Genomic DNA, 26,459 nt, shown 5'->3' on the forward strand with positions numbered 1-26,459 from the left:
GGTTTGAGTTTATTTTGTTGAGTCATCGACTGAACTAGAGACCCTTTTGTAAACCTGGAGCTAAAAAGCTTCAGGTTTATTTTTGTGGAAAGAGTAAAAAATGAAAAATAGCAATTTTGTAACCTTAAAATCATTTGTCAGTGTCGAAAATTTAACTGTAGCAGAAGTAGGGGCGCTTATCGAGCGCGCAGAATATTTTAAAAATGGTGGAGCGCGCCCGCATTTAACTCAACCGGTTTATGTTACTAATATGTTTTTCGAAAATTCGAGTAGAACACATACCAGTTTTGAAATGGCGGAAAGAAAATTAGGTTTGACAGTCATTCCCTTTGATGCTGCTCATAGTTCAACCCAAAAGGGTGAAACTCTGTATGATACTTCTTTAATTATGGCAGCACTGGGAATTGACCTTGAGGTTATCAGACATTCGGAAAATGAATATTATGGGAAATTAATATATCCAAATAAAAACCAACACCTTAATATTGGTGTGATAAATGCTGGTGATGGTAGCGGTCAGCATCCTTCACAGTGTTTACTTGATATGATGACAATCCACGAACATTTTGGTCATTTTAAAGATCTCAAGGTAGCCATAGTAGGAGATATTACTAATTCAAGAGTAGCTAAAAGTAACATGGAACTTTTAACCAGGTTAGGAGCAAAGGTATATTTCTCAGGTCCTGATTATTGGTATGACAAACAATATGACAAATATGGTGAATATCTGCCGATAGATGAATTAGTTGCTCAAATGGATGTAATGATGTTGTTGCGGGTGCAGCATGAAAGACATGCAGGAGATCCTAACGAAGCCAAATTTGATGCTAAAAAATATCATGACAAATACGGAATTAATCAGAAACGCTATAACGCTATGAAAGATGATGCCATTATTATGCATCCAGGTCCAATTAACCATGATGTTGAGCTTAGTGGCAATTTGGTCGAAGCTCCAAAGTGTAGGTTCGTGCGTCAAATGGAAAATGGGGTCTTTATGAGAATGGCAATGATTGAAGCTGTTATGCGGGGACGCAATTTAGGAGGATTATCCTAATGGCAACAGTTATTAAAAATGGTTACATATACACTGGCGGAGAAATAGTCCATAGCGACCTTTTAATCAAAAATGGTATGATTGCCGCAATTGGCAAAAATTTAACAGCTGAAAAAGAGATTAATGCACAAGAAAAACTGGTTAGCCCTGGTCTAGTTGATGTTCACGTTCATTATCGGGATCCTGGCCAAACTGAAAAAGAAGACGTCCGAACTGGCTCATTGGCAGCAGCACATGGCGGTTTTACTACAGTCTGTGCAATGCCTAATGTAGACCCCGTTCCTAATACTCCTGATTTACTGGCAAAAATGATCCAGAATAATCACAAAGCTGGTTTAGTCCATATTTTGCAATACGCACCCATCACAGTTGATGAGGATAGTAAAGAAATTCCTGATTATGCTGGGTTAAAAAAGGCTGGTTGTGTTGCGCTAAGTAATGATGGTAAAGGAGTGCAGGATGCGCAAACTATGTTTTTGGCAATGCAAAAAGCTAGAAAAAATAATTTGCTGATAGCTGAGCACGCTCAGGATGATTCTCTTTTTAATCATGGCGTTATGAATGATGGGCCAACAGCGCGGCTACTTAAACAGGAGCCAATTACTGAGCTGGCAGAGACTACTCAAATTGCGCGTGATCTTTTATTGGCAGAAAAGACTGGGGTTCACTACCACGTTTGTCACGTTTCCACTAAAACAAGTGTTGAATTAATTAGAATTGCTAAAAGTCATGGTATTAATGTTACCTGTGAAGTGGCACCTCATCATCTTTTATTGGGGGAAGAAAATATCAGTAAAGACGATAGCAATTTCAAGATGAACCCACCTTTAAGAACCAGGGAAGATCAAAAAGCACTAATAGCGGGATTACTGGACGGTACGATTGACATGATTGCGACTGATCATGCACCACATACTGCAAAGGATAAACAAGGTGGCTTCAAAAATGCTGCGTTTGGTATTGTAGGCAGCGAAACAGCCTTTAGTGAGCTTTACACCAAATTTGTCAAAACTGGTACTTTCACATTACAGCAGTTATTAAATTGGTTGACATTCGCTCCAGCCAAGGCCTTTGGTCTTAAAAAGGCAGGAAGAATAGCAATAAATCAACCAGCTGATATTGCCATTTTTAATCTTGAGCAAAAAGCAGCTATCAATAGTTCTGACTTCAAATCCAAAGCAAGAAACACTCCTTTTAATCAAGATTTAGTATTCGGTCAAACGGAATTAACAATGGTTGATGGCAAAATTGTTTTTCAAAAGGGAGGAAAGTAAATGAGATATTTAATTTTGGAAGATGGCAGCATTTTTGCAGGTGAAGGTTTTGGCGGAGATCGGGTAACCAAAGGTGAAGTCGTTTTTACCACTGGTATGACCGGTTATCAAGAAGCAATCACGGACCAGTCGTATGCCGATCAAATTCTGGTATTTACCAACCCATTAATTGGTAATTATGGCATTACGCTAGCTGATTATGAATCACTTGAACCGGGAATAAAAGGGGTGATTTGTCACCAAGTTGCGCGCTATCCCGACAACTGGCGCATGCAGACTACTCTGCCCGCTTTTCTTAAGAGCTTAAATATTCCGGGAATTCAGGGAATTGATACCAGAAAATTGGTTAAAAAACTGCGCGCGCACGGCACAATGAAGGGTCAAATCTGCGATTCTAAGGAAAATGCTGCTGCAATTGCTGCTGATTTAAGAGCAAATAAAAATACTGCAGGAGTAGTTAAGCGCGTTTCAACTGCAAAATCATATCCTGTGCCGGGTTCAAAACGTAATATTGTTGTTGTCGACTTTGGCTTGAAAAACAGTATTTTACGTGAACTTAGTAAGCGAGACTGCAATTGTATAGTTCTGCCTTACACGACTTCAGCTGCTAAAATTTTATCTTTGCAGCCAGATGGAGTGTTATTGTCAAATGGCCCCGGCGATCCGCTTGAAATGAAGGATGCAGCTAAAATGGTGCAGGAAGTTGAGCAGAAAATACCACTCATGGGTATTTGTATGGGGCATCAGGTTTTTGCTTTAGCCAATGGTGCTAAAACTTATAAAATGAAGTTCGGTCACCGCGGCTTTAATCATCCTGTACGTGAAATTGCTACTGGGAATATTGGATTTACCTCTCAAAATCATGGTTATGCTGTTAGTCGTGATTCAATTGATCCTGAAAATTTAATGGTAACTCATGTAGAAGTTAATGATGGGACCATTGAGGGTCTACGGCATAAAAAATATCCCGCTTTTTCAGTTCAATTTCACCCTGACAGTACCCCTGGTCCGCACGACGAGGAAGGGATTTTTGATTACTTTATGCAAATGATTGATCAAAGAAAGGACAATGAAAGTCATGCCTAAAAGAACTGATATAAAAAAGATAATGGTAATAGGTTCAGGTCCAATTATTATTGGTCAAGCAGCAGAATTCGATTATTCTGGAACACAAGCATGTTTGGCTTTACGTGAAGAAGGCTATGAAGTGGTTCTGGTTAATTCTAATCCTGCTACTATCATGACTGATACTACGATTGCTGACAAGGTTTATATTGAGCCGTTAACTGTTGAATCAGTTTCCCGCATTATTCGTAAGGAATACCCTGATGCAATATTGCCTACTTTAGGTGGTCAAGTTGGTTTGAATATGGCCTTATCGTTAGCTAAAAGCGGCATTCTAGACGAATTAAATATTGAACTGTTAGGAACAAAACTTGATTCAATTGAACAGGCCGAAGACAGAGAAAAATTCAAGGAACTTTGTCAAAAACTGGGTGAACCAGTTCCGCCTTCAACCAGTGTTAAAACAGTCCAAGAAGCTTTAGATTTCGGAGATAAGATTGGATATCCCATTATTGTCCGTCCCGCCTTCACTATGGGAGGAACCGGTGGTGGAATTTGTAATGATCGCGCTGAACTTGCAAAAATTGCCAAAAATGGCTTGGAACTGTCTCCGGTTACCGAATGTTTAATTGAACGGTCGATTGCTGGCTATAAAGAGATTGAATTTGAAGTAATGAGAGATCATGACGATAATGCCATGATTGTCTGCTGTATGGAAAACTTTGATCCTGTCGGTATTCATACCGGGGATTCAATTGTTTTCTCACCGTCACAGACATTATCTGACAAAGAATATCAGATGTTGCGTGATTGTTCCTTAAAGCTTATTCGGGCACTAAAGATTGAGGGCGGCTGCAATGTTCAATTAGCCTTAGATCCAAATAGTTTTAATTATGATGTCATTGAAGTTAACCCCAGAGTTTCGCGTTCATCTGCCTTGGCTTCCAAAGCTACCGGCTATCCGATTGCCAAGATGGCAGCCAAAATTGCTGTGGGTCTGACTTTAGATGAAATTAAAAACCCAGTCACTGGTACTACATTTGCAGAGTTTGAACCAGCATTGGACTATGTTGTCTGCAAGATACCACGCTGGCCTTTTGATAAATTTGCCAAAGCTAATCGCGAACTGGGTACGCAGATGAAAGCAACTGGGGAGGTTATGGCAATAGGAAGAACGGCTGAAGAAGCCTTTCAAAAAGCCGTTCGTTCCCTGGAAATCGATCAAAAAGATTTTTATTCAGTTGAAGCCCATAAAGCCAGTGATGAAGACCTCGAAAATAAACTGGTTAGAGCGCAGGATGATCGTCTTTTCTACTTAGCTGAAGCCTTCCGGCGGGGTTATTCAATGTCAGATTTGCATGAATTAACTAAAATTAATTTTTACTTTTTAGATATTGTTAAGCATATTGTCGATTTAGAAAAAGTTATTGCCGCAAATCCTGATGATCTAGAGGTCCTTAAAAATGCTAAAAAGTATGGCTTTAGTGATCATACAGTCGCTAATTTGTGGCATGAAGATGAAGACAAAGTAAGAACTTTGCGCAAGCAAAATCATTTGCTGCCAGTATATAAAATGGTTGATACATGTGCAGGTGAATTTGTTTCTCAAACTCCTTATTTTTATTCTACTTATGATACCGAAAATGAGAGTCAGAGAACTTCCAAGAAGTCAGTGTTGGTAGTTGGTTCAGGTCCAATTCGCATTGGCCAGGGTGTAGAATTTGATTATGCCACAGTTCACTGCGTTAAAGCCTTGCAAAAGATGGGTTATGAAGCTATTGTCATTAATTCAAATCCCGAAACTGTTTCAACTGATTTTTCTGTTTCTGACAAATTATATTTTGAGCCTTTAACTTTAGAAGATGTGTTAAATGTTTGTGATTTAGAGCAACCAGAAGGTGTAATTATTCAGTTTGGTGGTCAAACTTCGATCAATCTAGCAGCTGGTCTGGAAAAACATGGTATCAAGATTTTAGGCACCAGTGTAGCAGACCTCAACCGAGCAGAAGATCGCGAATTATTTGACCAAGTAGTAAAAGAATTAGGTTTGAAGCAGCCGCAAGGAATCACCACTACCACACATGCTGGCGTTATTAAAGCAGCTGAGAAGCTGGGCTACCCAGTTTTAGTCAGACCAAGTTATGTATTAGGTGGAAAGGCAATGGAAATTGTTTACAATCAACCTGAACTTGAAGACTACTTGCACAACCATGTTGACATTGCCAGCAGTCATCCAATTTTGGTAGATGATTACCTCGATGGTCGAGAGTGTGATGTTGATGCTATTTGTGACGGAGAAGAAGTACTTATTCCTGGAATAATGGAGCATATTGAACATGCTGGTGTTCACTCTGGAGATTCTATGGCCGTCTACCCGGCTCAAACATTTTCACCTGCCATTAAGCAAAAAATCGCTGACATTACCAAAAAACTGGCTTTAAAGCTTAATTGCCGTGGAATAATGAATTTGCAGTTAATTGAGCGCGATGGAGAAATTTATATTATTGAAGTTAATCCACGTGCCAGTAGAACGGTGCCATTTTTAAGTAAAATTACCAGTATTGAAATGGCTCAGGTTGCCACTCGGGTAATTATGGGTGAAAGTCTAAAGGAGCAAGGCTATAAAGATGGTCTGGCACCAGAAACAAAAATGATTAGTGTTAAAGCACCAGTCTTCTCGTTTAGTAAACTTTCAGATGTTGATAGCTACTTGGGGCCGGAAATGAAATCAACTGGCGAAGTCATGGGCAGCGACTTGAGTTTTCCAAAAGCACTTTATAAGGCTTTTTCAGGAGCCAACATGCAAATACCAGACAGTGGCAACATTTTGTTAACCATTGAAGACCGCGATAAACAGGAAATATTACCAATTGCCAAAAGATTCGCCCAAATTGGTTATCGTATTTTTGCTACCAGTGGTACAGCCAGCTTTTTAAAGCAAAACCATTTACCTATTACTCTGGTTGATAAGATTCATCAGCACAGTGAGACTAATATTTTAAATGAATTTAAAAATGGGAAAATTGATTTGGTTATAAACACTATGGGACATGATTTGGTGAAAACTTCTGACGGCTTTATTATTCGTCAAGCTGCCATCCAGCAAAATATTCCTTTGATTACTAGCTTGGACACTGCCCGTGCACTTCTAACTGCCTTAGAAAACCGCTCGTTTTCTACAATAAGCATAAAATAAAATTTAATAAGCAAAAGAGCAACTGCGTAAACAACAGTTGCTCTTTTTGTACTTAAAAAGGTGCGTGCAGATAAATTTTATTTAATACTAAATTTAATAGCAGTTTCAGACAGATCTATTGTATAAGTAGTATTTTCAAGGGGTCTCTTGGTCATTCCCTGATCGGTTGAATAAATAATTAAGCAAAGTTTGCTGCCAACAGGCATTGTGTAGTATGTTGGCTGCAGCTTAAATTGTAAGTCGTAAAATTCACCGACTTTAATACTACTTGGCTTTTTCATATCCGCGTAATTTTGCAAATTCATATGAGATTTGGTAATTAATTTAGCATGACTCAGCTTATCCGGCATAAATTCTTGCAGGGAGTCTAATTGAAAATGAAAGCCTAATTCTTGGCCTCCTGGCATTAAGATTCTGGGAGTAGCTGTCAACCGTTTACGATCGCCGATTTCGACTAAAGCTACAGAAATTTGACCTCTGTTAAGACTGGATGCTACCCGCATTCTTATTTCTGGTCGACCAACTATTGTTACTGGATGAATAAATTCATCGGTCGTGAAGCGCAAACTTGCTTGAGCCCATTTCTTGTTGCCACAAATAAACTGGTATTGCCAGTCATTTTCTGAAATTTTGGCTTTTTTAAATTCGGTTCCGCCTACATCTGTGAAGGAAACTTTCTTTTCGCTACTTGTGTCCTTTGCTAATTCATTGTCATCAGCTGGGAAATAAACTGTTTCTTTTCCGCTGTCATTGCTCCAATCCTCTTCTTCATGCCACTTATCTGCTTTTAGATTGTCCTGAACTAAGACAGTTGGCCATTGCTGATATGCGTTGTTTTCAAGACCTAATAGTTCATGAACCAGCCACAAATTCATCAGGTCGGTAAAATCAATTGAAACTAAATTGTTCATGTTATAGTGGGGACCTTGATGCAAGAAAAGATGATGTTCTACAGGAAGATTTTTGACTTTTTGCCAAATTTTGTAAACATTTTTAGGTTTGACATTCCAATCATTGAGACCATGGACACTAATCCAGGAACACTTAATATTATTAGTATGATGACGATAATTGCGTTTTTCCCAGAAATCAGAATACTGGCCGGTTTTACGATCAGCTTTGTCTAATAAAATCTTTTGCATTGCGTCAAATTTAGGTTTGATCTTTAAGTAGTCTCCTGCATCCCATAAGTTGGACTGACAAGTTTCTGCCAGCATGTCTAGGTCTTCTCCTTGACATTCTTCTGGCGCTATTACTAATCCATGCTCACGGTAATAATCATACCAGGAAGAAATGGCAGCTTCAGAAATAACCGTTTTTAAGCCGGCAACACCAGTAGTTGCAATAGCTATTTGCAAGGTTCCTAAATAAGACCGTCCTGTCATCCCAATCTTTTTGTTGCACCAGGTAGCTTTGGTTTCATGTTGTCTGGATCTATCAGTGTAAGCAATTCTGTCCCCATGTAACCATTCAATTATTTCTTTTGCACTTTCGGTTTCTTCTGGTGCGCCGGTAATTCTGAGGCCATCACTGCCGCGGGTACCAATCGCTCCGGCAAAGACGCTGGCGAAGCCGCGAGCTAACATGTATTCGTTTAAGCCATAGGAAGATTTGCCAACGGCTTGTTCGACCGGCTTATATGACATAGTATCATCAGTGTTTGGCTTTTGAGCTTTAACGATGGGAGCAGCTTGATATTGTGGATTTTCCCAAGCGGTTGCATCACACAAATTTTCGTCAACGTTGTGGTTACGCTTTTCATTATCAATCATACCGCCAAAATAGGGACTAGCTGTGTATAATGCTGGTACAGGCATATTTTCACTTTCAATTGGTCGAAAAATGGTTGTTTGCAAGAGATCGCTCTTGCCGTCGCCATCAGTGTCAAGGTCACTTTCAACGTAAACTACTTCTCTGATTATTTTGCTGGTATCAAAAACTGGCATACTTTTGCCATTAAAATAGAGAAACTTATTTTTGGTAAATTGGCTTTTGCGGTTATAAAAATAGCCTTCACCCGCCATCACATCAATTAAAAGCTGTCCGTTTTTAGCACGAGTATTTAGTAAACGATAAAAGGCGCGAATGAGTGCTTGCTGATCATTAATATCTGCAATATAGGGCAACGCCTGCTTTTTCATGAATTTTAGAGGCTCTGCCAGTTGATAATCGTACCCAACGTGGTACCCTAAAAGTTGCAAGGCGACGTTATAGAATTGGTGAGACAATATTTTTACTGGATTGCCGTCTAAAAATTGCTTGAGTGTTTGTGTTTCTGATACAGCAAACTCGGCTAATTTTGCCTTTCGTGCACTCGCATCATTGGGGTCGACTACTGCCACTGCATTTGCTGTGAGTTCAGATAAAAGCTCTGCAAAAGAAAGCTTTTCATAATCGGCTGGTAAAAATTTAATTTGTTGCAATTCTTTAACTTCTGTTTGGTAATCAGTTTTGACATAAGCGTATTGATTGTATTTCATAAAATTCTCCTTTTTGTATTATTTTACCTGTTATTAAGATCATTAGAAAGCCAGTTATTAAAATAAAAAAGAAAGAAGGTTTTAAAAAATCTTCTTCCTCTAATGTAAATCATAGCCAAACTTCTTGGTAGGTCTTTTCATTAAAACCGCAGGTCAGTTTTTCACCTTCAACTACCAATGGTCGTTTAATCAATTTACCATTTTTGGACATCATATCTGCTGCTGCAGCAATTGACATATCAGCTACCTGATCTTTGAGATGCAGTTTGCGGTAGTCTTGTCCGTGCGTGTTGAAAAAATACTTTAACCCGCGATCCTGATGTTGGGTAAGCCAATTGATTAAGTCAGCTTTCTCGGGTGGTTGCTCTACCAAATCCTGAAAGTCAAATTTAACATTGTGCTCTGTTAACCATTTTTGAGCTGCTCTTGAAGTTGAGCAGCGCTTATAACCGTAAAATTTTATCATTTTCATGCTCTCCTTTGCTTAAATTATAGCAATGATAGAAGGCAAAAATACAATAATAAAAACATTTTTATAATTTAGGATGTATTATGTTAAACTCAGTGTATAGTTTTGAAATAAAATTTGGGAGTTGCAATTTTGCAAGAAATATTTGTTTATATTTATAATATTGCCTTTTTAGTTCTTTATTTATGGGTAATAAATGTTTCAGAATATGCTTATAAAACCACTAATAATAGTATTTTTTACTATGTGGGTCTGCTTTATGTAACGTTAATAATTGACAGTACGATAGCTTTTTCATCAGATCTGCTAAAAGTCACTAATAGTAATTACCAGATTGATACCAAAGCCTTTTATTTAATTAGAATTTTAGCATTTATAATAGGGGGAATTTGTTATGTTAAATTGATGTCCAGCATGATAAATAAGAAACCCAAAATCTTATACTATATACCTATTTTTGCTGTGTCCTTGTTAAATGTCGCTTTTGTGTTAAATTCTTATAGTGAACAAAATGCGGGAGTACTCCAAAGGAGTACCCAGGATGCTAGTATTTTATTTCTTTGCATAATTTATTTTTGTAACACTTTTAAATCAGATTCTAAAGGAAAAAATAGCAAGAAAAAATATTACGATCGTGCTGTAATATTAACTGCTATTTTTATGACGTTGTCATGCTTAGAAGGAATCTTATTTTTATTTTTGAACGATTTAAATCAAAATAGTTTTGTCATTTTAACCAGTTATATGAGAGTTATCGGTTTTAATGAAGATCTTTTTTCAATTATCCTGTCTTTATTAATTATTTGGTTTGCTAAAAGGGAAGAGGAAGAAGCAAATAAAAATAACTTAGAAATTTTAGTGCAGCAAAAAATGAATCAATATCAATCTATGCTTCACGAAAAGGAGAATGCTAGCGAAGAAAGTCAAGTTGTTGAATTCTGTAATTATTACAATATGACAAAAAGAGAATCAGAAATATTAAGACTAGTTTTAAAGGGAAAGAAGAATCAGGAAATAGCTGATGAATTGTATATTTCTGTAGGAACGGTGAAAACACATATATACAGTATTTATAAAAAATTAGCTGTTGATCGCCGCAGTCAGTTAATGCATGTTTTTATGGAATATAAAGAAAAATAAGCTAAAAATAATTGGCTAAATCTCAAATTAAGCAAAGAGACTGGGAAATCATGTTAATGGTGTGTGATTTTTCAGTCTTTTTTAGTTTTCCCAATCATTTACAGCACCGTTTTTAGTCTTTTTGGCATCTACTACTAAAGTTTAGTTTTAAAAAATACTTAGTTGCAGCACATTTTACGCCTAAAATACAACGAAAGTTGATTGTAACTTTACTCTTTTTTGATTAACTTGATCCATGAATTAATCCATAAATGGATCAAACAGAAAAGGAGAAAAAGTTATGGAGAAACAAAAATTACCTGCTTATCGCTGGGTGATTCTAACAATTGTTAGTTTGTTGTGTTTTATTGCTAATTATATTCAGTTTCAGGTTTCGGCGTTGGCCACAGTAATTATGCCTCAATTACATATTACGACTGCTGAGTTTTCGGCTCTATTAATGGCGCCAATGCTCGTAGCCGTAGTGCTTAGTATTCCGGCTGGATCTTTAGGAGATAAATTTGGCTCTAAAAAGGTAATATCAGTGGGTTGTATTTTATCCATCATTGGTGCATTTGGTCGGTTTATTGCAGCGAATTTTGCCATGATGATGATAATGCTCTTATTATGCGGTATTTTTATTTCACTTTTAAATGCCAACTTAATTAAAGTTTTGGGTACCTGGTTTAAGCAGGATACAGATGCTGCCATGGGTGTATTCTACGCAGCTTCATGTTTGGGAATAACTTTGGCTCAAATTACTAGCTCATGGTTTCCATCTGTTAATGCCGCTTACATGTTTTCATCTGTTTCATTATTAGTCTTAACTATTTGCTGGATAGTTTTTGTTCGTGATACTCCTAAAGGCGAATCATTGCCGCCAGCAGAACCGACAATGAAATATTTAAAAGTTGCTATTAAAAGTAAAAATACCTGGATTGTCTCAATTTGTGCTGGCTTAGGAATCGCCTCAACAACTGCTTATGCTGGTTTTTTACCGCAGGCGCTTAATTTAGGTCAACATATTAATAATTCAACAGCCGGAATTATGTCTTCTGTAGTTACTGTCGGTAGTTTCTTTGGCTCTTTAATTGGTCCAGCTTGGTGCAACAAGCTTGGTCGTTACAAGATGTTTTTAACCGTGACTACATTAATTGGTGCGATCGTAATGTACTTTACCTGGTATACACCAGCTGGTTTCTTTTTATGGGCCATGTTAGTAATTAATGGTTTCTTTACTGCAATTAGTGGACCAATAGTTCAAGCTATGCCAATACAATTTCCAGAAATAGGAGAGAAATATTCTGGTAGTGCTGGCGGAATAGTTGGTACAGTTTCAATGCTGATATCATATTTTATTCCAATTATTGTGTCCAAGATTGCTGGAAACGACTACGCTAAGAATTTAGGGATTGAGTCGTTAATTTTCGGATTATCGATACTATGTATATTGGCGTTGCCTGAAGTTGGTAGTAAAGCAAAAAATAAATAGAAAGGCAAGAAAAAATGGAAAAAGCAGATTTCGTTTTAAAAGGATCAGCTATTTTTACTGGTGCTGGTGATAAGCCAATATCTGGTTGCGTTTTAATCAAGGGTAATCGTATCTTAAAGATCGTGCCGTTAGATAGAATGACAGGTTATATTGATGAAAAAACCACCGTGATTAATTGTGGCGATCATTTGATTATGCCCGGCTTTAACGATTCTCATATGCACATTTCGCTAGGTTCTGTTCAAAATGATCCGGACTTTTGCATTCAAATGATGAACTGTAAGAGTGAGGAAGAATGTGTACAAATGGTTAAATCATTTGCTGATTCGCATCCTGATAATCCTTGGATATATGGTACAGGTTGGTATGCAGAAGTTTGGGATAATCCTCATACTCCCTCAAAAGAGTCACTTGATGCTTTAAATTTAGATCGTCCAGTATGTTTAAATTCATTTGACCTTCACTCCGTCTGGTGCAATTCCATAGCCTTGGACAAGATTGGCATTAAAAAAGATACGCCTAATCCTCAAGGTGGAATATATGGTCATGATGAACAGGGCGAACTGAATGGTATTTTATATGAACCACCAGCAACAAAAGCCATGATGGACGAAGTTTTAAATGTGCCAACACTGAAACAGTCTCTGCTGAAATGTCTAAAGCACTTTCGTGAATTAGGTATCACTTCAGTTGCTGATGTCTATCCGTCAGGTTTAACGAATGACAATATCCCGGAAATATTTGATGAATTAGAGCAATCTGGAGAACTAACTACCAGGATTACTTCATTTCCGTCCTTAACAGATATTGCTGGTGCTAAAGAATTGAAGAGAAAGTACCATACTAACAAGCATAGAGTTGCAGGATTAAAACAAGTTCTTGATGGCGTGGTTGAAGCTCATACTGCCTTTTTGAGTAAAGAGTATGATAATGATCCTGGGAAATTTGGTGATACTTCTTTAACTCAGGATGAGCTCAACAAATATGTTCTAGCGGCCCAAAAGGAAGGTTTTCCTGTCAAAATACATACTATTGGTGATCAGGCAAGTACAATGGCCCTTAATGCATATGAATATGCCAAAAGTAAAATTGGCAAGCTAACTTTGCACAATTCATTAGAACATATTGATATGATTAGACAAGATGACATCGACAGATTAAAGAGACTAAACGTGATGTGTGCAGTTCAACCACAACATTGTATAGGAGACTATATGAGTGGAGGATATTTGCCGTGTATTGGTAAAGAGAGGTTGTCACACACTTGGCCATACCGTGAAATACTTGATGCGGGAAGCCATTTGGCTTTTGGCTCAGACTTTCCAGCTGTATACTCTGTAAATCCAATTTGGACAATTTATGCGGCTGTAACGCGTTGTGAACCAAATGAAGGTAAACCAGATGGAGGTTATTTCCCAGAACATGCAATTACTTTGACTGAAGCTTTGCAGGCTCATACCAAGTGGTCGGCCTATGCTGAATCTTTTGAAAATGAATTGGGAACTCTGGAACCTGGTAAATTGGCCGATGTCATCGTATTAGATAGAAATTTGTTTGACATTGATCCACAAGAAATTCGTTTTGCTAAAGTTAACTTAACCTTTTCTGATGGTAAGTTGGTTTATAAGCGTGGTAAGTAAATTAAAACTAAAAAACTGATAGTTAGCGATTATGATTGATAACTATCAGTTTTTGTTTGTTTTAAAATTAATTGAAATCTAGTTCAAAGTCTTTACTTGTAAAAAGATGTACTTTGCTATTAAAGAGGTAGTTCATCAATATACCCAACGCAATTGGCAAAAAGAAGAAAAGAATTGCGATTAAAAGAATATTGAACAAATTTGCGGGCCGATTAGCCATTGCCGCTATGGGTCCGATTAAGCCGGAAAAACCAAAGCCCGCACTCATTGGTGTTCCCTGAATTTGAAAGACTGCTCCTAAACCACCCATGATACCGGCATTAATTAAAAGTGGAATAAGTAATTTAGGATTAGTCATTAAATTAGCCATTTGCATTTTAGGAGAACCCAAGAAGTGAGCAATTGATGTCCCGAAATTATTGGATTTCCATCCAAAAACTGCTAATGCAAAGGAAACGGCAGTAATACCGAGATTAGCAGAGCCAGAAGCAATACCGGAAATGCTGATTGCTGTGGCGATACCGACTGAAGAAATCGGAGAAACAATAAGCAGGCCGAATACTATTCCCATTAGCATTCCCATGATAATGGGCTGCAAGTCTGTCAGTTTTTGGACTCCTAAACCGATCAAACTAGTGAGTTGACCAACAGGTATGCGGGTCAAACAGCCGATTCCACCTGCTATTAGTAAAACTAAAAGGGGAACTAGTAAAATCGTGTATGCCTTTAATTTTTTACCAAAAAACAATACTAGTCCGTAAGCAATCATAATCGTAATCGCGATATTAATAACATCACCACTGCCTGTTACAGTGACTTTACCCTTATTCATCATGAAATTGCCAGCGCCTGCTGTTGCTGCTAAAGCGATGGATGAAGTTTGAATAGGTGTCAATTTACCAGTCATGCCGACACATACTGCACTAATTGCTGGTAATAACGCCGAAGCAAAGGTAGTTAAGGCTAAGATAAAACTCAGTTGCGGCATACTTGGTAAAAGAGCTTTTACCAGCTGGTTAATTAGGGCTCCCGGAATTAAGGCTACAACTATACCAGTTGATAAGCCGTTTAGGGTATCTAGCGTAATCTTTTTCAAAGTATTCATTTTACTCTCCTAAATAAAAAACTCACACAGATGACGACAACTGCGTGAGTCTTCAGAGAAGAAAGTACTTAAGTCTTTGAACACACAATTGTCATGAAGATTGAACTGTGTGTCTAAGACAATGACAAACTAGGCACTCAGATCAAATAGCTGAAGTACCAGAAATAATATTTAACTTGCGGTTGATTAATTTTTTTAATTGTCGTCATAATCTTTACCTCTCATAAATATTTAAGCAATATCATAACTTAATAATAAATAAAAAGCAAGGCCTAATTTAATTTAATTTGAAAACAGCTGATATAGCAATTAATTAAGCAATTTGAAATCATCCTGCTTAAGTAATACAAGTAAGCAAAATATTAAAATGCTGAACTGACGTGATCTTATCTTTTTAATATTATCCGCACTAAAAAGCCCAAAAATTAAAAATAAAAGTTTTGAATAACTCTTTAGTAACGACTAGAATATTCTCAAGTAAAATATAAATTTATTCTATTGTAAAAGAAAGAAGTGTTTATTATCACACTGTTTATTAATTGTATCAGTTTTTTGGGTGACTGGTTGTTATTCGCTTTTCCTCTTTATCAGGGATTAATGGAGCTTTATGACTATGAATGGTTTTTAAAAGAATTTAATCAATCAAGCAAAGCACAGCCTAAAATTTCTCCTCTTTACTGGATTATACCGATTGTCAAAATATACTTAGAAAAGAGACGAGCAGTCAAAATTCTAGGCAGTATTATCAAAAATGAATCGGATTTACGGACAGCTATGAGTTTTATTGACAAAGCAACTGCATGGTATTTTGTTTCTCTTGGTGGCTGGTTAAAGATGGTATCTTCTTTATATGAATTTATCGGAGAACTTCATGAAGACAGTATATTGCTGCTAGTTGGCGGAACCATAGTCTTGACATTTTTAGGAATCTTTTCAGGTTACTACCGCTTGAATCCGAAGAGACAAAGAGTATTGATTTCAAAAATTAAGAAAAACTAGAAGCTAGCAAAAAAGAACTATAACAATTCAGTTATAGTTCTTTTCTGTAAGAGTTCAAACAAATGTTAACTACTTATAACAAAATGATCCGGGTGAGATTCGAACCCACGACCCACGGTTTAGAAGACCGTTGCTCTATCCAGCTGAGCTACCAGACCGTCAATTTTGCGTATTCCTGCGCAAGAACAGTAACTATTATAGAGAAAAATTTTTGTAATTGCAACCAGAAATTGCGATTTTGTTTAAATAATTTTAAAGCAAGGTTGATGTTAGCAAAGAAGAGATTATAAGATTAATATGTTAATTGTAGTTTGTAATCGGTATAATTAAAATAATTATTTTAAATGATTGGAAAAATTATGAAACATAAATTACTAAAATTTATCTGTCTCTTAGGCATGCTTCTAGTTAGCTTAAGCCCTGTACAAAAAGTAAAAGCCGATGTTGATTATGATATTGCTAAAAATATCACAAGTGCCAAAGTTAATCCTGATGGTTCTTTGTCGATGAAAAGGGCAATTACCTACCAATTCAATAGTCGAGCACATGGCGTTTATTACCGGCAAGCTTTAAATTCAAATCAAAAAATTGAAGACGTAAAAGTACAGGTAAAAAATGAAAATCAAAAGAGACAAACAGTTAATAACTATGTTCTTAAAAAAATGAAGCGCGGATATCGCTTTAAAGTGTTTTATCCCATAAAAAATCACAGCCATTTTACTGTGACGTATTTTTATCGCATAACCAACGCCATTACTAATTATCGCGACATTGCTGAACTTAATTTTAAGATTATTGGTAATGGTTGGGACACTGACTTAGACTATGTCAAGGCCAGCGTTATTTTCCCTGGACCAGTTAGAGGACTGAAAGCCTGGGCCCACGGACCACTTGATCGCTACCTTAAAGTAAATCCGAAAAAAGGAAAAATTGTTATGATAGCTGAGAATCTTGCTGGCGACACCGGTATCGAAGTTCATACTATTTTCCCCTTGAGTATCACAGCCAAAAATAAAAATGTTAAAAATAAGAATCACCGAAAAGCAGTTATAGAGCAAGAGAAAAAATTAGCTCAAGCAACTATTAGAAATAGGCAGAAAAAAGAAAGAAGAAGTATTTGGCTAATAGCATTAGGTTTGATTGTCGGACTACTAGGAATTATTAAAGGTTTCAGAACCAAAGCAGTTGGTTTTAAGCCGCGCAAGAGTCGCGAATTGGCTCATAATTATGAAATACCTGATGTAGATCCAGTATTGGCGCAAATTTTGGATACTGCTAAAAAGCCGGATAATAAGGCCTTTACGGCATACTTAATTAGCTTAGCAGCTAAGAAAAAGATCAAGATCGCAGATTTTAAAGTTCATCGTAAAACTTATTACCAGATAACATTGCTAGACAGAAGCATTCTTGATAATGATATTTTAATCAAAACTCTATTCAATAATATTGGTGATGGTAACCAATTCACGACACAAGAATTGAAAAAGTACCATGGTAAAAAGCTTGGAAACTCTTTTGATACCTGGGCAACTAATTACTTTGACAGTAAAGAAAAACAAGTATATTTACCTGATACGTTGACCAATAGTCGGGCTAAAGTTATTGGTATTATTATTTTGACGATGGCAGTGAGCTTTGCATCTGCGGTAATTGCATTAACAAGTTCTTTAAAATATCTTTTGATAATAGTTTTTGGTGAAGCTTTAATTCTGCTATTGAGTCTTCTTGCTTTAGTTTATAGTAATAAAAAGATTGGTATATACTCTGAAAAAGGCAAAAATGAAACTGAAAAAATACGTGGTTTCAAGAAAATGTTGAGAGATATCGGTAAGTTTAAAATGAAAGATGTCGGTGATCTCATACTATGGGAAGATATTATGCCTTATGCCGTTGCTTTCGGTTTAGCAGATAAAGTCATGAAAGAAATGAAAATCGAATTCAGTAAAGAAGAGATTCAAAACAGTAATTACTTCTATTACGGTTTTATATCAAACACGGGCAAAGACAGTTTTACTGCCAACTTTGATTCTTGTTTTAGTGACGGTATATCTTCTGGCTCTAGCAGTTTCTCCAGTGGTTCATCCGGCGGCTTTGGCGGAGGTTCTGGTGGAGGAGCTTTCTAGTTTAATTATTTGACTTAAAACCTGGCCTGAAGTTTGGCTTTTGTCTTTGCTATAATTAAGTAAATTTCTAAAAAGATAGGTAAAATGATGTTCGATTATCGCAATAATTTAAAAAGAATTCTTAATCAGACGGCGGGAGATGATAAGAGCTTAAAGAATGGGCTAGCAGCAATTAAATTAATTTTGGGCATGACTGATGAACAGACTGCAAAAGTAACAGCTAAAAATAATATCGAAGTTGATCAAGAGCAACTTAATTTACTGTTAACCAGCTTAGCCCGGTTAATTAAAAATCTTGGAGATATTGCCAGTAAGAACACAGCACTTTCGGCAATTCAAAAACTAACGCTTGCTCCAAATATTAATAAAAAATACCGCCAAAATTTGGTCAACCTAAAGCAAGCAATTAATCTGCTGCAAACGCCTAATGATATGATTGATAAAAAAGTTTTTGAAGAAGCACTTGAAATTCCCCAAAAGAGTAAGAGAGATTATCGAAAGGGCAAACGCTATACAGTAATTCGTTTACTGTCAGGCTGTGATTTAGTTAACGACAACAACAGAAGAGTGTACACCATGAAAGAGTCTCAGATTCATTCTTTAAACTTAAAAAGTGGTGATATTGTAGAGGCCGTTCCTGAAGATAAGAATTCACATTATGAAGCAACTATTTTACGCGTTGTTGGCTTTCGTGAATTGCCGTCTATGGAAGTTGATTCAATCTCAACATTTAAATATGCGGTAGTGCAAGGACGCGCGGGTCATTTAGCTATTACTCGCAATGCTCAAGGAAAGAAATTACGTGTTAATGGTAAGGCGGTTCTTCTTCCTGTTGATTCGAGTAAGTATTGGGATGAAAACATTAGATTAGTTGATGGCTCAATTGTTGACTTAGCTTGGTATGATGGCGATGTTCGTTTGAAAAAAAATCCGGAAGAAGCAATTCAAATTCGCTGGATTTATGAGCTTGAGCAACCGCAGATGCCTAATAGCGCTAAAAAGAAAAGAAGCACTACTGCAGAAAAAGATGAGAATTTAACTAAGCTGGCATTGGATTTACATTATCAACGAGTAGGCATTGCTATTGGCAATAACCAGAATGAGGCGATGTTGGAAGGAATAGTCAAAAGGTATAATGGCATACCTATCCCCATTGATGCTTTCCAAGGTAAGAAAAAAATCATGGAAAATCAGATTAAGGATCTGGATATAGTGATCTTGGTAACGGCATTTGCGGCTCATGACAGTACTTGGAATATCAGTGAATTTGCCAGTAAGTATCACATCAAATTTGCAGTTAGTTCAAGTAAAGGCTATCAAGCTTTTGAGCGGGCATTATACCGTGCAGAAAAGGGTTTGCCAGCGTATGAAGGTAATCAAACAATCAATTATCAGGTTGCCGATTGATAGTCGCAATAATTTTCTTTATAATTTCTTAATAATTTAAGAAATAAAGGTCAGCTTTGTGTTTTTGGCTCATGCAATTTTACTACACGTTAAGCAGAAAAGCCCATTTTTCTTGCATAACTTGGCATTTTTCCTGTACAATATTAAATAACAATTTTATGGAAGGAAGATGAGATGAAAACAAAAACGCAAAAGCATACCTGGCAATATTGGCTTTTTTTCTTAGCCGGTTTGGAAATAATTACAATATCAATAAATTTCTTTTATGCTCCAATTAATGTTGCTGCAGGTGGTTCTACAGGAATTTCAATATTGATTGATGCTGTTTGGGGAATTAACCGCTCTCTTTCAGTATTTGTGGTCAATGCTCTGATGCTTATTTTAGCTGCCGTTTTTTTAGGTAAAGAAACATTGAAGAAAGTAGCTTTAGGTAGCCTTTTAGTACCGGTGTTAATGGCAATTACACCGAGTTTTAAATTGACTTCGAATAATATGCTCGCAGTTATCTACGGCGGAGTCTTAATGGGTGTTGGTGTTTCAATGCTATATCGCATTAACGCTTCATCTGGAGGAACTACCATTCCGCCTCTGATTATAAAAAAGTATTTTTATATTGATCCCGCATTATCATTAATGGTTATTGATATGTCTGTCATTTTTTTGAATATCTTTGTTGATGGTACTGAAGCTTTTCTGCTGGCCGCTTTTTCTCAGGTAATTACTACAATGACTATGCGTTATACAGAAACTGGGTTTGATAAAAAATATCAGGTGCGCATTATGAGTAACAATAAATTAGAAGAAATTCGTCAAATGTTGCAGCAGGATTATGATGGCTTGACCGTTTACAATGTCGTAGGTGGTTATAGTGATCAGGATAAGCAACAGCTAGTGATTGTTGTTGATACTAACGAATATGGTCAGCTAGTTGCTAAAGCTCGTAAAATTGATAGTGAAGCATTTATCGTCACCGAAAACATTGCTAAAGTGCATGGTGGTAAATGGCAAATTTAAACCTTATTTAGCAGATAAAGCAGACATTTTTTATTGCTAATTGAACCTGATAGTAGTATGATGTAGTAGTTGTATTTGTGGGTTCCTCCACATCTGCAACCGCACATTTTGAGGTCATAAGTCTTGGTTAGAGCACCTCAATTGGCGAGTCTAAGTAATTTTTGGAGGGTAGTAAATGTACGCAATTATTAAAACCGGTGGAAAGCAATATAAAGTTGCTGAAGGCGATAGTGTTTTTGTTGAAAAGCTTGATGCTGCAGAAGGTAAAGAAGTTACTTTTGATGAAGTAGTTCTTACTTCAGACGGCAAGGACGTTAAAGTTGGTACACCGTTAGTTAAAGGTGCTAAAGTTGTTGCTAAGGTTGAAAAGCAAGGTAAGGAAAAAAAGGTTGTTACCTTTAAGTACAAGCCTAAAAAGCACTCACATTCAAAATATGGTCACCGTCAACCTTATACTAAGGTTACAGTTGAGAAAATTGAATTAAACTAGAGGTGAAATAATAATGAATATTTTAAATCTTAAATTATTTGCCCACCACAAGGGTGGAGGTTCTACTGCCAACGGACGTAATTCAGCAGGTCGTCGTTTAGGCGCTAAGGCTGCTGATGGCCAAACTATTCACGCTGGCTCAATCATTTATCGTCAACGTGGCACAAAGATTCACCCTGGTAAAAATGTTGGCCAAGGTGGAGATGACACTCTGTTTGCTTTGGTAAATGGTGTAGTTAAATTTGAGCGGAAAGACAAGTACAGAAAACAAGTTTCTGTTATTCCGGTTGAAGAAGAAGCTAAGTAATTTAGTTCTTAAACCAAAAGACGAAAAGCATATGCTTCTCGTCTTTTTTCTACTTTATTTTAAAAAGTAATGATGGTATTGTATATCCCTTTAGGGTTAAAATTGAGGTAAAAGTTTGATATACAGGAGAATACAAGCATGACTGAACAAAATGATTTATTAACATTAATCAACAGGCGAATACATGAAGTAACCGAATTAATTAAAGAACGTAATGCTGATGGCTTGCTGATTTTTAATCAAGCTAATTACCGTTATCTTACCAATTTTACTGGTGAAGAAGCACAATTAATTTTAACTGCTGAAGGGGAGCGGATATTATTGTCTGACTCACGCTTTAATGACCAGATTAAAGCTGAAGCTCCGGGCGAAATTGACGTAGTAATGAAAACGAAAGATCAAGACGTTGAAATTACTAATCAATTGCAAAAAGCTAATTTAAAAAAAGTTTTAATAGAAGGAGAATTTGTTTCGGCGGTTGAATTCACGAAATTGCAAAAACTAAACCCGCAGGTTGATTTTGAGATTTGTGAAGAGTTAGTAGAACAAGTCCGCAACGTCAAAGACTCCCTTGAATTAGAAACATTACGTACAGCCATTAACATTTCGATGGATAGTTTCAATGAAATTTTGCCTTTAATTAAACCGGGAGCTGTTGAAAGGAAAATAGGAGCTAAATTAGATTACTATTTCAAAGTCAATGGCGGTGATGGACCGAGTTTTGATACCATTATTGCTTCAGGTGTACGTTCTGCCTGGGCTCACGGTGTTGCCAGTGATAAAATGATTGAAAATGGCGACATGGTTGTAATTGATTTTGGTGCATTTTACCACGGTTATGCGGCTGACATTACCAGGACTGTTGCGGTTGGCAAAGTTGACCAGGAAATGCATAAAATTTACAAAATCGTCCACGAAGCGCAAAGACGGGGCATTGAAGCTGCAGTTGCCGGCAACCACGGTTCTGATGTTGATCGAGCAGCCAGAAGCTATATTACTGAACAAGGATATGGCCAATATTTTGGCCACGGAATAGGTCATGGTATAGGACTTGAGATACATGAACTTTGTCAGCCGGCTCTGCCTTTTGGTAAACAAGAACTAATTAATAATATGGTTCATACAGTTGAACCAGGAATTTATTTACCAAATAAGGGTGGTGTCAGGATCGAAGACGACATCTTAATCAACGATAACTGTCCTGAAACACTATCAACTTTACCTAAAGACGACTTAATTTCTTTGTAAAAGATAAATAATAATTATAGTAAAATCGCTTACTAATTGGTAAGATAATATTATGGAGATGAGGTACTCAATATGACAATGATTTCAGTTAATGAGTTTAAGAATGGTTTAACTATTAAGTATAATAATGACTTATGGCGAATTGTTGAATTTCAGCACGTTAAGCCCGGTAAAGGTAGCGCTTTTGTTCGTTCAAAGTTAAAGAGTTTGAACACAGGTGCAGTACAGGAATACACCTTCCGTTCAACCGCTAAAGTTGAAACTGCAGAAATAGAAACCAAGGCTATGCAGTACTTGTATAATGATGGCTCAAGTTACGTTTTTATGGATACTACAACCTACGATCAGCTAGCAATTCCTAATGAACAAGTAACAGACGAAGCTAAATTCTTAAAGGAAAATATGAACGTAAGTGTAATTATGCATGATGGTAAAACATTAGGAATTCAATTACCGAACACTGTTGAATTGACGGTTACCAAAACAGAGCCTAATATTAAGGGAGATACCTCATCAGGTGGTGGTAAGCCCGCAACAATGGAAACGGGTCTTGTTGTTAACGTACCTTTCTTCATCAATGAAGGAGACGTTTTAGTAATTAATACGGTCGATGGTACATACGTATCTCGCGCAAATAAATAAATTTTCGAGGTAAAAAAATGGCAGATAGTTCAAAAATTGTCTTAGATGATAAAAATAACGGTGAAGAAATTGAAATAGATCCTAGTGTTCTTGAAGTTATTATGGGGATTGCTGCCGAAAAAGTGGATGGAGTTGCCGAAATGCACGGTAACGTCAAATCTGGAATCAATCGCGTTTTAGGTAGAGAAAACCATGGCAAAGGCGTCTCTGTTAACATTGATGACGAACACAATTTAACCGCCGATGTTTATGTTAGCATTGAGGCAGGAAAAAATGTGCCTCAAATAGCAACGAACTTGCAGAAGTCTTTGAAACAGCAGGTTTTACAGATGACAGATTTAACTCTTAGCGAAATTAACGTGCATGTTACCGGTCTAGAATTCCCAGATGAGGAAGAAGAGGATGGTAGTGGTACTTCACAACTGTTTTCTGACATAGATGAAAAGGGTAAAAATGAATCAACACGAAAGTCGTAGAGTCGCAATGCAGGCCGTTTATTTAGCAAACCAAGATCTTAAATATACGGCCAGTGAAGTTGAAGCCAAAACTGTTGCAATGCTTGATTTGAAAGAACTTCCTGCTTATTCTAAAGAAATAATTGAAGGAGTAATTGAAAAGCGGGATGAGTTAAAAGGTGAATTAGCCGGTTTTTTAAAGAAAAACTGGCGGATTAACCGTATTAACCAAATTTCGCTGGCCATCTTGGAAGTTGCTCTGTATGAAATAAAATACAGTAAAGAAATTGAGCCAAAAGCTGCAGTTAATGAAGCTTTGAACTTGTGTGATGAGTTTGCTGATCCCAAAGATAAACCATTTATTAATGGTATGTTAGCAAACTTTATCTAAAAATATCTTATAGTCGGCTTTATGCCGACTATTTTTTTAGAAAAGGAAATGACAAAAATGGGGCAGCTTTTAGATGGCAAGCGCTTGGCTGATATTCGTGCTCGAAAATTGCAAAAGCAAGTTTGCGAATTAAAATCGCTGGGGGTGCAGCCACTATTTTGCGTAATTAATATTGGTGACGATCCTAGCAGTAAAATTTACCTTAAAACTAAAAAGAGTAGAGCAAATCAGATTGGCATAGAGCAAAAACTGTTTCAATTGCCAAAAACGGTACCGCAGCAAGAGCTATTAAAATTAATTAAACGTCTGAATAATGAAAAAGCGGTTAATGGCATCATGATTCAATTACCTGTACCAAAGCAGATTAATTTAAATGAAGTTTTAGCTGCTATTGATCCTGAAAAAGATGTTGATTGCCTGACGCCTGCAAACATAGGACGTTTATGGCAAGGGGAACATTTTGTTGAACCCGCAACAGCACATGGCATTTTGGCTTTACTAGACTATTATCACATTACTTTAAAAGGTAAAAATGCGGTGATTATAGGTAGAAGTAGTATTGTAGGCAAACCCTTAGCTGCATTAATGCTTGAAAGGGATGCAACAGTTTCAATTTTACATTTAAAAACAAAGAATTTGGCAGAATATACCAAAAGAGCTGATATTCTGGTGACAGCAACTGGACAAGCTAACTTAGTTACTGCTGATATGGTCAAAAAAGGTGCAGTTATCATAGATGTGGGCATCAGTCGCGTAAAGGGTAAAACTGTCGGTGATGTCGCTTTTGCTCAGGTTGCACCGCTAACCAGCTTTATTACTCCGGTGCCAGGGGGAGTGGGGCCTCTTACAGTTGAATCTCTTATGGAACAGGTTGTCCAGTTAACAAGGAGAAATTATGGAAAGTGCTAAATATCTCACAGTTTCAGACCTAAATTACTATATAACGCAAAAGTTTAAAAACGATCCCTATTTACATAAAGTATTTCTTCAGGGTGAATTGTCTAATTTCCGTTATCGGCGTAACTCTCACCAGTATTTTTCACTAAAAGATGAAAAATCTAAAATTAATGTAGTAATGTTTCGGTCATATTTTGATAAAGTAAAGTTTAAGCCTGAAGAGGGGATGAAAGTATATGTAACGGGTTACGTTAGTGTTTATAGCCCACAGGGTTCTTACCAGTTTTATGCAGAATCGATGGAACCGGCAGGACTAGGAGCCTTATATGAACAACTGAAACAGTTGCAAAGAAAACTTGCAAATGAAGGATTATTCGACCAAAAATATAAAAAGCCCTTAACTCGTTTTCCTGATTATATTGCCGTTGTAACCAGTGCTTCTGGCGCTGTGATCCATGATATTTTAGTGACGGTTAACAGGAGATTTCCTCATGCAGAAGTTGATTTGTTCCCCGCTCAAGTCCAGGGAGATTCTGCTGCAGATTCATTAATATCTGCGATGAAGCAAATAGCTCAGTTTAAAGACAAATATGATGTCATGATAATTGGTCGTGGCGGTGGTTCGCTTGAAGATTTATGGCCCTTTAATGAAGAAAGTGTAGTACGACAAGTGTTTGCTATGAAAATGCCGGTTATTTCTTCAGTAGGTCATGAAACGGACACCACATTATGTGATTTAGTTGCAGATGTGCGCGCTGCTACTCCCACAGCAGCAGCTGAATACGCTACTCCTAATTTGGCAGATGAATTAATTAATATTCGTCAAATGCAGAATAGTCTTGTTTCTAGTATGCAAAATACAATTAGAATTCGGCGTGATACTTTAAATCGTATTAATAATTCTGTTATCATGCGAGAACCTACACGACTGTATGATGAACAGGCACAAACATTAGACCTTTTGCGAGATAATTTACATAATAATATGGTGCGTCAATTAGAACGCAGAAGACAAAGTTACCAGTTGGAAAAGCAAAGACTGCTTGCAGTCAGTCCTGGTAAAAAAATTGCAGCGTTATTGCAACAAACAGATTTTTATTATCAGAGATTAGTTGCTAATACCAAGCAATGTTTACAAGTAAAACGCAATGCCCTAAGTCAGACAGCGCAGCAGCTTAATGATTACAGTCCTCTCAAAACTTTGGACAGAGGCTATGCTTTTGTGACTGATAAACAAAATAAAACTGTTAGTTCTATTGCTCAAGTTAAAATAAAAGATGAAGTCAGACTGCATTTCAAAGACGGACAAGCGACAGCAATAATTGGTTCAACTAGGAGAGAAAAAAATGGCCACTAAGAAAAATAATTTTGAAGCAGAATTAAAAGAATTGCAGACAATTGTTAATAATTTGGAAAACGGTGATATCCCACTAGAAGATGCTCTTGAGCAGTTTCAAACAGGTGTCAAATTAAGCCGCAATTTGAATAAAAAATTAACTGAAGCTGAAGAAACAGTAGCAAAATTAATTGAGAGTGATGGTACTGAACGCAAGCTTGACCCCAATGATGCTGCTGCACCTGAAAAATAA

General features: G+C 36.9%; 23 protein-coding genes, 1 tRNA gene and 1 other annotated feature. Of the genes, 20 read left to right on the forward strand and 4 right to left on the reverse strand.

Annotated features, from left to right (window positions below):
* Nucleotides 1-100 precede the first annotated feature (100 nt).
* Genes GYV61_RS08560 through carB form a run of 4 tightly spaced genes read left to right on the forward strand, consistent with a single transcriptional unit; the run spans nt 101 to nt 6,592 of the window.
* Nucleotides 101-1,057, forward strand: coding sequence for an aspartate carbamoyltransferase catalytic subunit (locus tag GYV61_RS08560; protein ID WP_174795496.1), 957 nt, complete (start codon nt 101-103; stop codon nt 1,055-1,057).
* Nucleotides 1,057-2,331 carry a dihydroorotase gene (locus GYV61_RS08565; protein ID WP_046325084.1) on the forward strand — a complete coding sequence of 425 codons (1,275 nt, stop codon included), beginning with the start codon at nt 1,057-1,059 and terminating at the stop codon, nt 2,329-2,331. Before GYV61_RS08560 ends, GYV61_RS08565 begins: the two co-directional genes overlap by 1 nt.
* The gene (locus GYV61_RS08570) at nt 2,332-3,417 is read left to right on the forward strand and encodes a carbamoyl phosphate synthase small subunit (protein WP_046325083.1); all 1,086 of its coding nucleotides are present in this window, start codon (nt 2,332-2,334) and stop codon (nt 3,415-3,417) included.
* Nucleotides 3,410-6,592 (forward strand): carbamoyl-phosphate synthase large subunit, encoded by a 3,183-nt coding sequence (gene carB, locus GYV61_RS08575; RefSeq protein ID WP_174795497.1) that lies wholly within the window; start codon nt 3,410-3,412, stop codon nt 6,590-6,592. The genes GYV61_RS08570 and carB overlap by 8 nt, the downstream gene beginning before the upstream one ends.
* Before the next feature lie 77 nt (nt 6,593-6,669).
* On the opposite strand, the gene GYV61_RS08580 is transcribed toward carB, so the two are convergent.
* Complete coding sequence (locus GYV61_RS08580) at nt 6,670-9,072, reverse strand: Xaa-Pro dipeptidyl-peptidase (protein WP_174795498.1); 2,403 nt, start codon at nt 9,070-9,072, stop codon at nt 6,670-6,672.
* 109 nt (nt 9,073-9,181) lie between these two features.
* Nucleotides 9,182-9,538 carry an arsenate reductase family protein gene (locus GYV61_RS08585; protein ID WP_110446250.1) on the reverse strand — a complete coding sequence of 119 codons (357 nt, stop codon included), beginning with the start codon at nt 9,536-9,538 and terminating at the stop codon, nt 9,182-9,184.
* 135 nt (nt 9,539-9,673) lie between these two features.
* Here GYV61_RS08585 and GYV61_RS08590 point away from each other — a divergent pair, with 135 nt between their 5' ends.
* The 3 genes from GYV61_RS08590 (at nt 9,674) to GYV61_RS08600 (ending at nt 13,792) form a co-directional block, all read left to right on the forward strand.
* The gene (locus GYV61_RS08590) at nt 9,674-10,681 is read left to right on the forward strand and encodes a LuxR C-terminal-related transcriptional regulator (RefSeq protein ID WP_174795499.1); all 1,008 of its coding nucleotides are present in this window, start codon (nt 9,674-9,676) and stop codon (nt 10,679-10,681) included.
* 280 nt (nt 10,682-10,961) lie between these two features.
* Nucleotides 10,962-12,152 (forward strand): MFS transporter, encoded by a 1,191-nt coding sequence (locus GYV61_RS08595; RefSeq protein WP_046325080.1) that lies wholly within the window; start codon nt 10,962-10,964, stop codon nt 12,150-12,152.
* Nucleotides 12,153-12,166: 14 nt separating this feature from the next.
* Entirely contained in the window at nt 12,167-13,792 is a 1,626-nt protein-coding gene (locus GYV61_RS08600; protein ID WP_174795500.1) for an amidohydrolase, read from the forward strand.
* 67 nt (nt 13,793-13,859) lie between these two features.
* On the opposite strand, the gene GYV61_RS08605 is transcribed toward GYV61_RS08600, so the two are convergent.
* Complete coding sequence (locus GYV61_RS08605; protein WP_174795501.1) at nt 13,860-14,897, reverse strand: PTS sugar transporter subunit IIC; 1,038 nt, start codon at nt 14,895-14,897, stop codon at nt 13,860-13,862.
* A 513-nt stretch (nt 14,898-15,410) separates the two neighbouring features.
* On the opposite strand from GYV61_RS08605, the gene GYV61_RS08610 reads away from it, so the two are divergent.
* A complete protein-coding gene (locus tag GYV61_RS08610; RefSeq protein WP_052724654.1) occupies nt 15,411-15,896 on the forward strand; it encodes a hypothetical protein in 486 nt (161 codons plus the stop codon).
* Between the two features lie 84 nt (nt 15,897-15,980).
* Here the strand turns inward: GYV61_RS08610 and GYV61_RS08615 are convergent.
* Nucleotides 15,981-16,054, reverse strand: a tRNA-Arg gene (locus GYV61_RS08615).
* 201 nt (nt 16,055-16,255) lie between these two features.
* Between GYV61_RS08615 and GYV61_RS08620 the strand changes: the two genes are divergently transcribed.
* The 12 genes from GYV61_RS08620 to GYV61_RS08675 all read left to right on the forward strand — a co-directional run bounded on the left by GYV61_RS08620 (nt 16,256) and on the right by GYV61_RS08675 (nt 26,459).
* Nucleotides 16,256-18,019 carry a DUF2207 domain-containing protein gene (locus GYV61_RS08620; RefSeq protein ID WP_174795502.1) on the forward strand — a complete coding sequence of 588 codons (1,764 nt, stop codon included), beginning with the start codon at nt 16,256-16,258 and terminating at the stop codon, nt 18,017-18,019.
* Nucleotides 18,020-18,106: 87 nt separating this feature from the next.
* Entirely contained in the window at nt 18,107-19,426 is a 1,320-nt protein-coding gene (locus GYV61_RS08625; RefSeq protein ID WP_174795516.1) for a DUF2325 domain-containing protein, read from the forward strand.
* Nucleotides 19,427-19,600: 174 nt separating this feature from the next.
* On the forward strand, nt 19,601-20,440 hold the full coding sequence (locus GYV61_RS08630; RefSeq protein WP_110446243.1) for a YitT family protein: 840 nt from the start codon (nt 19,601-19,603) through the stop codon (nt 20,438-20,440).
* 87 nt (nt 20,441-20,527) lie between these two features.
* Nucleotides 20,528-20,602: a sequence feature (ribosomal protein L21 leader region), on the forward strand.
* Nucleotides 20,603-20,615: 13 nt separating this feature from the next.
* Nucleotides 20,616-20,930: a 50S ribosomal protein L21 gene (rplU, locus tag GYV61_RS08635; protein WP_046332289.1), complete on the forward strand. Its 315-nt coding sequence runs from the start codon at nt 20,616-20,618 to the stop codon at nt 20,928-20,930.
* Between the two features lie 13 nt (nt 20,931-20,943).
* Nucleotides 20,944-21,237 carry a 50S ribosomal protein L27 gene (gene rpmA, locus GYV61_RS08640; protein ID WP_038523172.1) on the forward strand — a complete coding sequence of 98 codons (294 nt, stop codon included), beginning with the start codon at nt 20,944-20,946 and terminating at the stop codon, nt 21,235-21,237.
* 138 nt (nt 21,238-21,375) lie between these two features.
* Nucleotides 21,376-22,485 (forward strand): M24 family metallopeptidase, encoded by a 1,110-nt coding sequence (locus tag GYV61_RS08645; protein ID WP_174795503.1) that lies wholly within the window; start codon nt 21,376-21,378, stop codon nt 22,483-22,485.
* Between the two features lie 72 nt (nt 22,486-22,557).
* Nucleotides 22,558-23,127 carry an elongation factor P gene (gene efp / locus GYV61_RS08650; RefSeq protein WP_046325073.1) on the forward strand — a complete coding sequence of 190 codons (570 nt, stop codon included), beginning with the start codon at nt 22,558-22,560 and terminating at the stop codon, nt 23,125-23,127.
* Between the two features lie 17 nt (nt 23,128-23,144).
* Complete coding sequence (locus GYV61_RS08655; RefSeq protein WP_046325072.1) at nt 23,145-23,603, forward strand: Asp23/Gls24 family envelope stress response protein; 459 nt, start codon at nt 23,145-23,147, stop codon at nt 23,601-23,603.
* Nucleotides 23,581-23,973: a transcription antitermination factor NusB gene (gene nusB / locus GYV61_RS08660; protein WP_110446241.1), complete on the forward strand. Its 393-nt coding sequence runs from the start codon at nt 23,581-23,583 to the stop codon at nt 23,971-23,973. Before GYV61_RS08655 ends, nusB begins: the two co-directional genes overlap by 23 nt.
* Before the next feature lie 57 nt (nt 23,974-24,030).
* The gene (locus tag GYV61_RS08665) at nt 24,031-24,882 is read left to right on the forward strand and encodes a tetrahydrofolate dehydrogenase/cyclohydrolase catalytic domain-containing protein (protein ID WP_174795517.1); all 852 of its coding nucleotides are present in this window, start codon (nt 24,031-24,033) and stop codon (nt 24,880-24,882) included.
* Nucleotides 24,869-26,227 (forward strand): exodeoxyribonuclease VII large subunit, encoded by a 1,359-nt coding sequence (gene xseA / locus GYV61_RS08670; RefSeq protein WP_174795504.1) that lies wholly within the window; start codon nt 24,869-24,871, stop codon nt 26,225-26,227. The genes GYV61_RS08665 and xseA overlap by 14 nt, the downstream gene beginning before the upstream one ends.
* Entirely contained in the window at nt 26,217-26,459 is a 243-nt protein-coding gene (locus GYV61_RS08675) for an exodeoxyribonuclease VII small subunit (protein ID WP_046325068.1), read from the forward strand. The genes xseA and GYV61_RS08675 overlap by 11 nt, the downstream gene beginning before the upstream one ends.

Origin of the sequence: Lactobacillus melliventris, from assembly GCF_013346935.1 — a bacterium.
Taxonomy (GTDB): domain Bacteria; phylum Bacillota; class Bacilli; order Lactobacillales; family Lactobacillaceae; genus Lactobacillus.

Excerpts from the sequence above, each read along its gene's own strand:
- GYV61_RS08620 (WP_174795502.1), top strand. The coding sequence starts at position 16,256 with ATGAAACATAAATTACTAAAATTTATCTGTCTCTTAGGCATGCTTCTA.
- GYV61_RS08645 (WP_174795503.1), top strand. The coding sequence starts at position 21,376 with ATGACTGAACAAAATGATTTATTAACATTAATCAACAGGCGAATACAT.
- xseA (WP_174795504.1), top strand. The coding sequence starts at position 24,869 with ATGGAAAGTGCTAAATATCTCACAGTTTCAGACCTAAATTACTATATA.
- carB (WP_174795497.1), top strand. The coding sequence starts at position 3,410 with ATGCCTAAAAGAACTGATATAAAAAAGATAATGGTAATAGGTTCAGGT.
- GYV61_RS08580 (WP_174795498.1), bottom strand. The coding sequence starts at position 9,072 with ATGAAATACAATCAATACGCTTATGTCAAAACTGATTACCAAACAGAA.
- GYV61_RS08625 (WP_174795516.1), top strand. The coding sequence starts at position 18,107 with ATGTTCGATTATCGCAATAATTTAAAAAGAATTCTTAATCAGACGGCG.
- GYV61_RS08565 (WP_046325084.1), top strand. The coding sequence starts at position 1,057 with ATGGCAACAGTTATTAAAAATGGTTACATATACACTGGCGGAGAAATA.
- rplU (WP_046332289.1), top strand. The coding sequence starts at position 20,616 with ATGTACGCAATTATTAAAACCGGTGGAAAGCAATATAAAGTTGCTGAA.
- GYV61_RS08630 (WP_110446243.1), top strand. The coding sequence starts at position 19,601 with ATGAAAACAAAAACGCAAAAGCATACCTGGCAATATTGGCTTTTTTTC.
- GYV61_RS08605 (WP_174795501.1), bottom strand. The coding sequence starts at position 14,897 with ATGAATACTTTGAAAAAGATTACGCTAGATACCCTAAACGGCTTATCA.
- nusB (WP_110446241.1), top strand. The coding sequence starts at position 23,581 with ATGAATCAACACGAAAGTCGTAGAGTCGCAATGCAGGCCGTTTATTTA.
- rpmA (WP_038523172.1), top strand. The coding sequence starts at position 20,944 with ATGAATATTTTAAATCTTAAATTATTTGCCCACCACAAGGGTGGAGGT.
- GYV61_RS08570 (WP_046325083.1), top strand. The coding sequence starts at position 2,332 with ATGAGATATTTAATTTTGGAAGATGGCAGCATTTTTGCAGGTGAAGGT.
- efp (WP_046325073.1), top strand. The coding sequence starts at position 22,558 with ATGACAATGATTTCAGTTAATGAGTTTAAGAATGGTTTAACTATTAAG.
- GYV61_RS08600 (WP_174795500.1), top strand. The coding sequence starts at position 12,167 with ATGGAAAAAGCAGATTTCGTTTTAAAAGGATCAGCTATTTTTACTGGT.
- GYV61_RS08595 (WP_046325080.1), top strand. The coding sequence starts at position 10,962 with ATGGAGAAACAAAAATTACCTGCTTATCGCTGGGTGATTCTAACAATT.
- GYV61_RS08665 (WP_174795517.1), top strand. The coding sequence starts at position 24,031 with ATGGGGCAGCTTTTAGATGGCAAGCGCTTGGCTGATATTCGTGCTCGA.
- GYV61_RS08655 (WP_046325072.1), top strand. The coding sequence starts at position 23,145 with ATGGCAGATAGTTCAAAAATTGTCTTAGATGATAAAAATAACGGTGAA.
- GYV61_RS08675 (WP_046325068.1), top strand. The coding sequence starts at position 26,217 with ATGGCCACTAAGAAAAATAATTTTGAAGCAGAATTAAAAGAATTGCAG.
- GYV61_RS08585 (WP_110446250.1), bottom strand. The coding sequence starts at position 9,538 with ATGATAAAATTTTACGGTTATAAGCGCTGCTCAACTTCAAGAGCAGCT.
- GYV61_RS08560 (WP_174795496.1), top strand. The coding sequence starts at position 101 with ATGAAAAATAGCAATTTTGTAACCTTAAAATCATTTGTCAGTGTCGAA.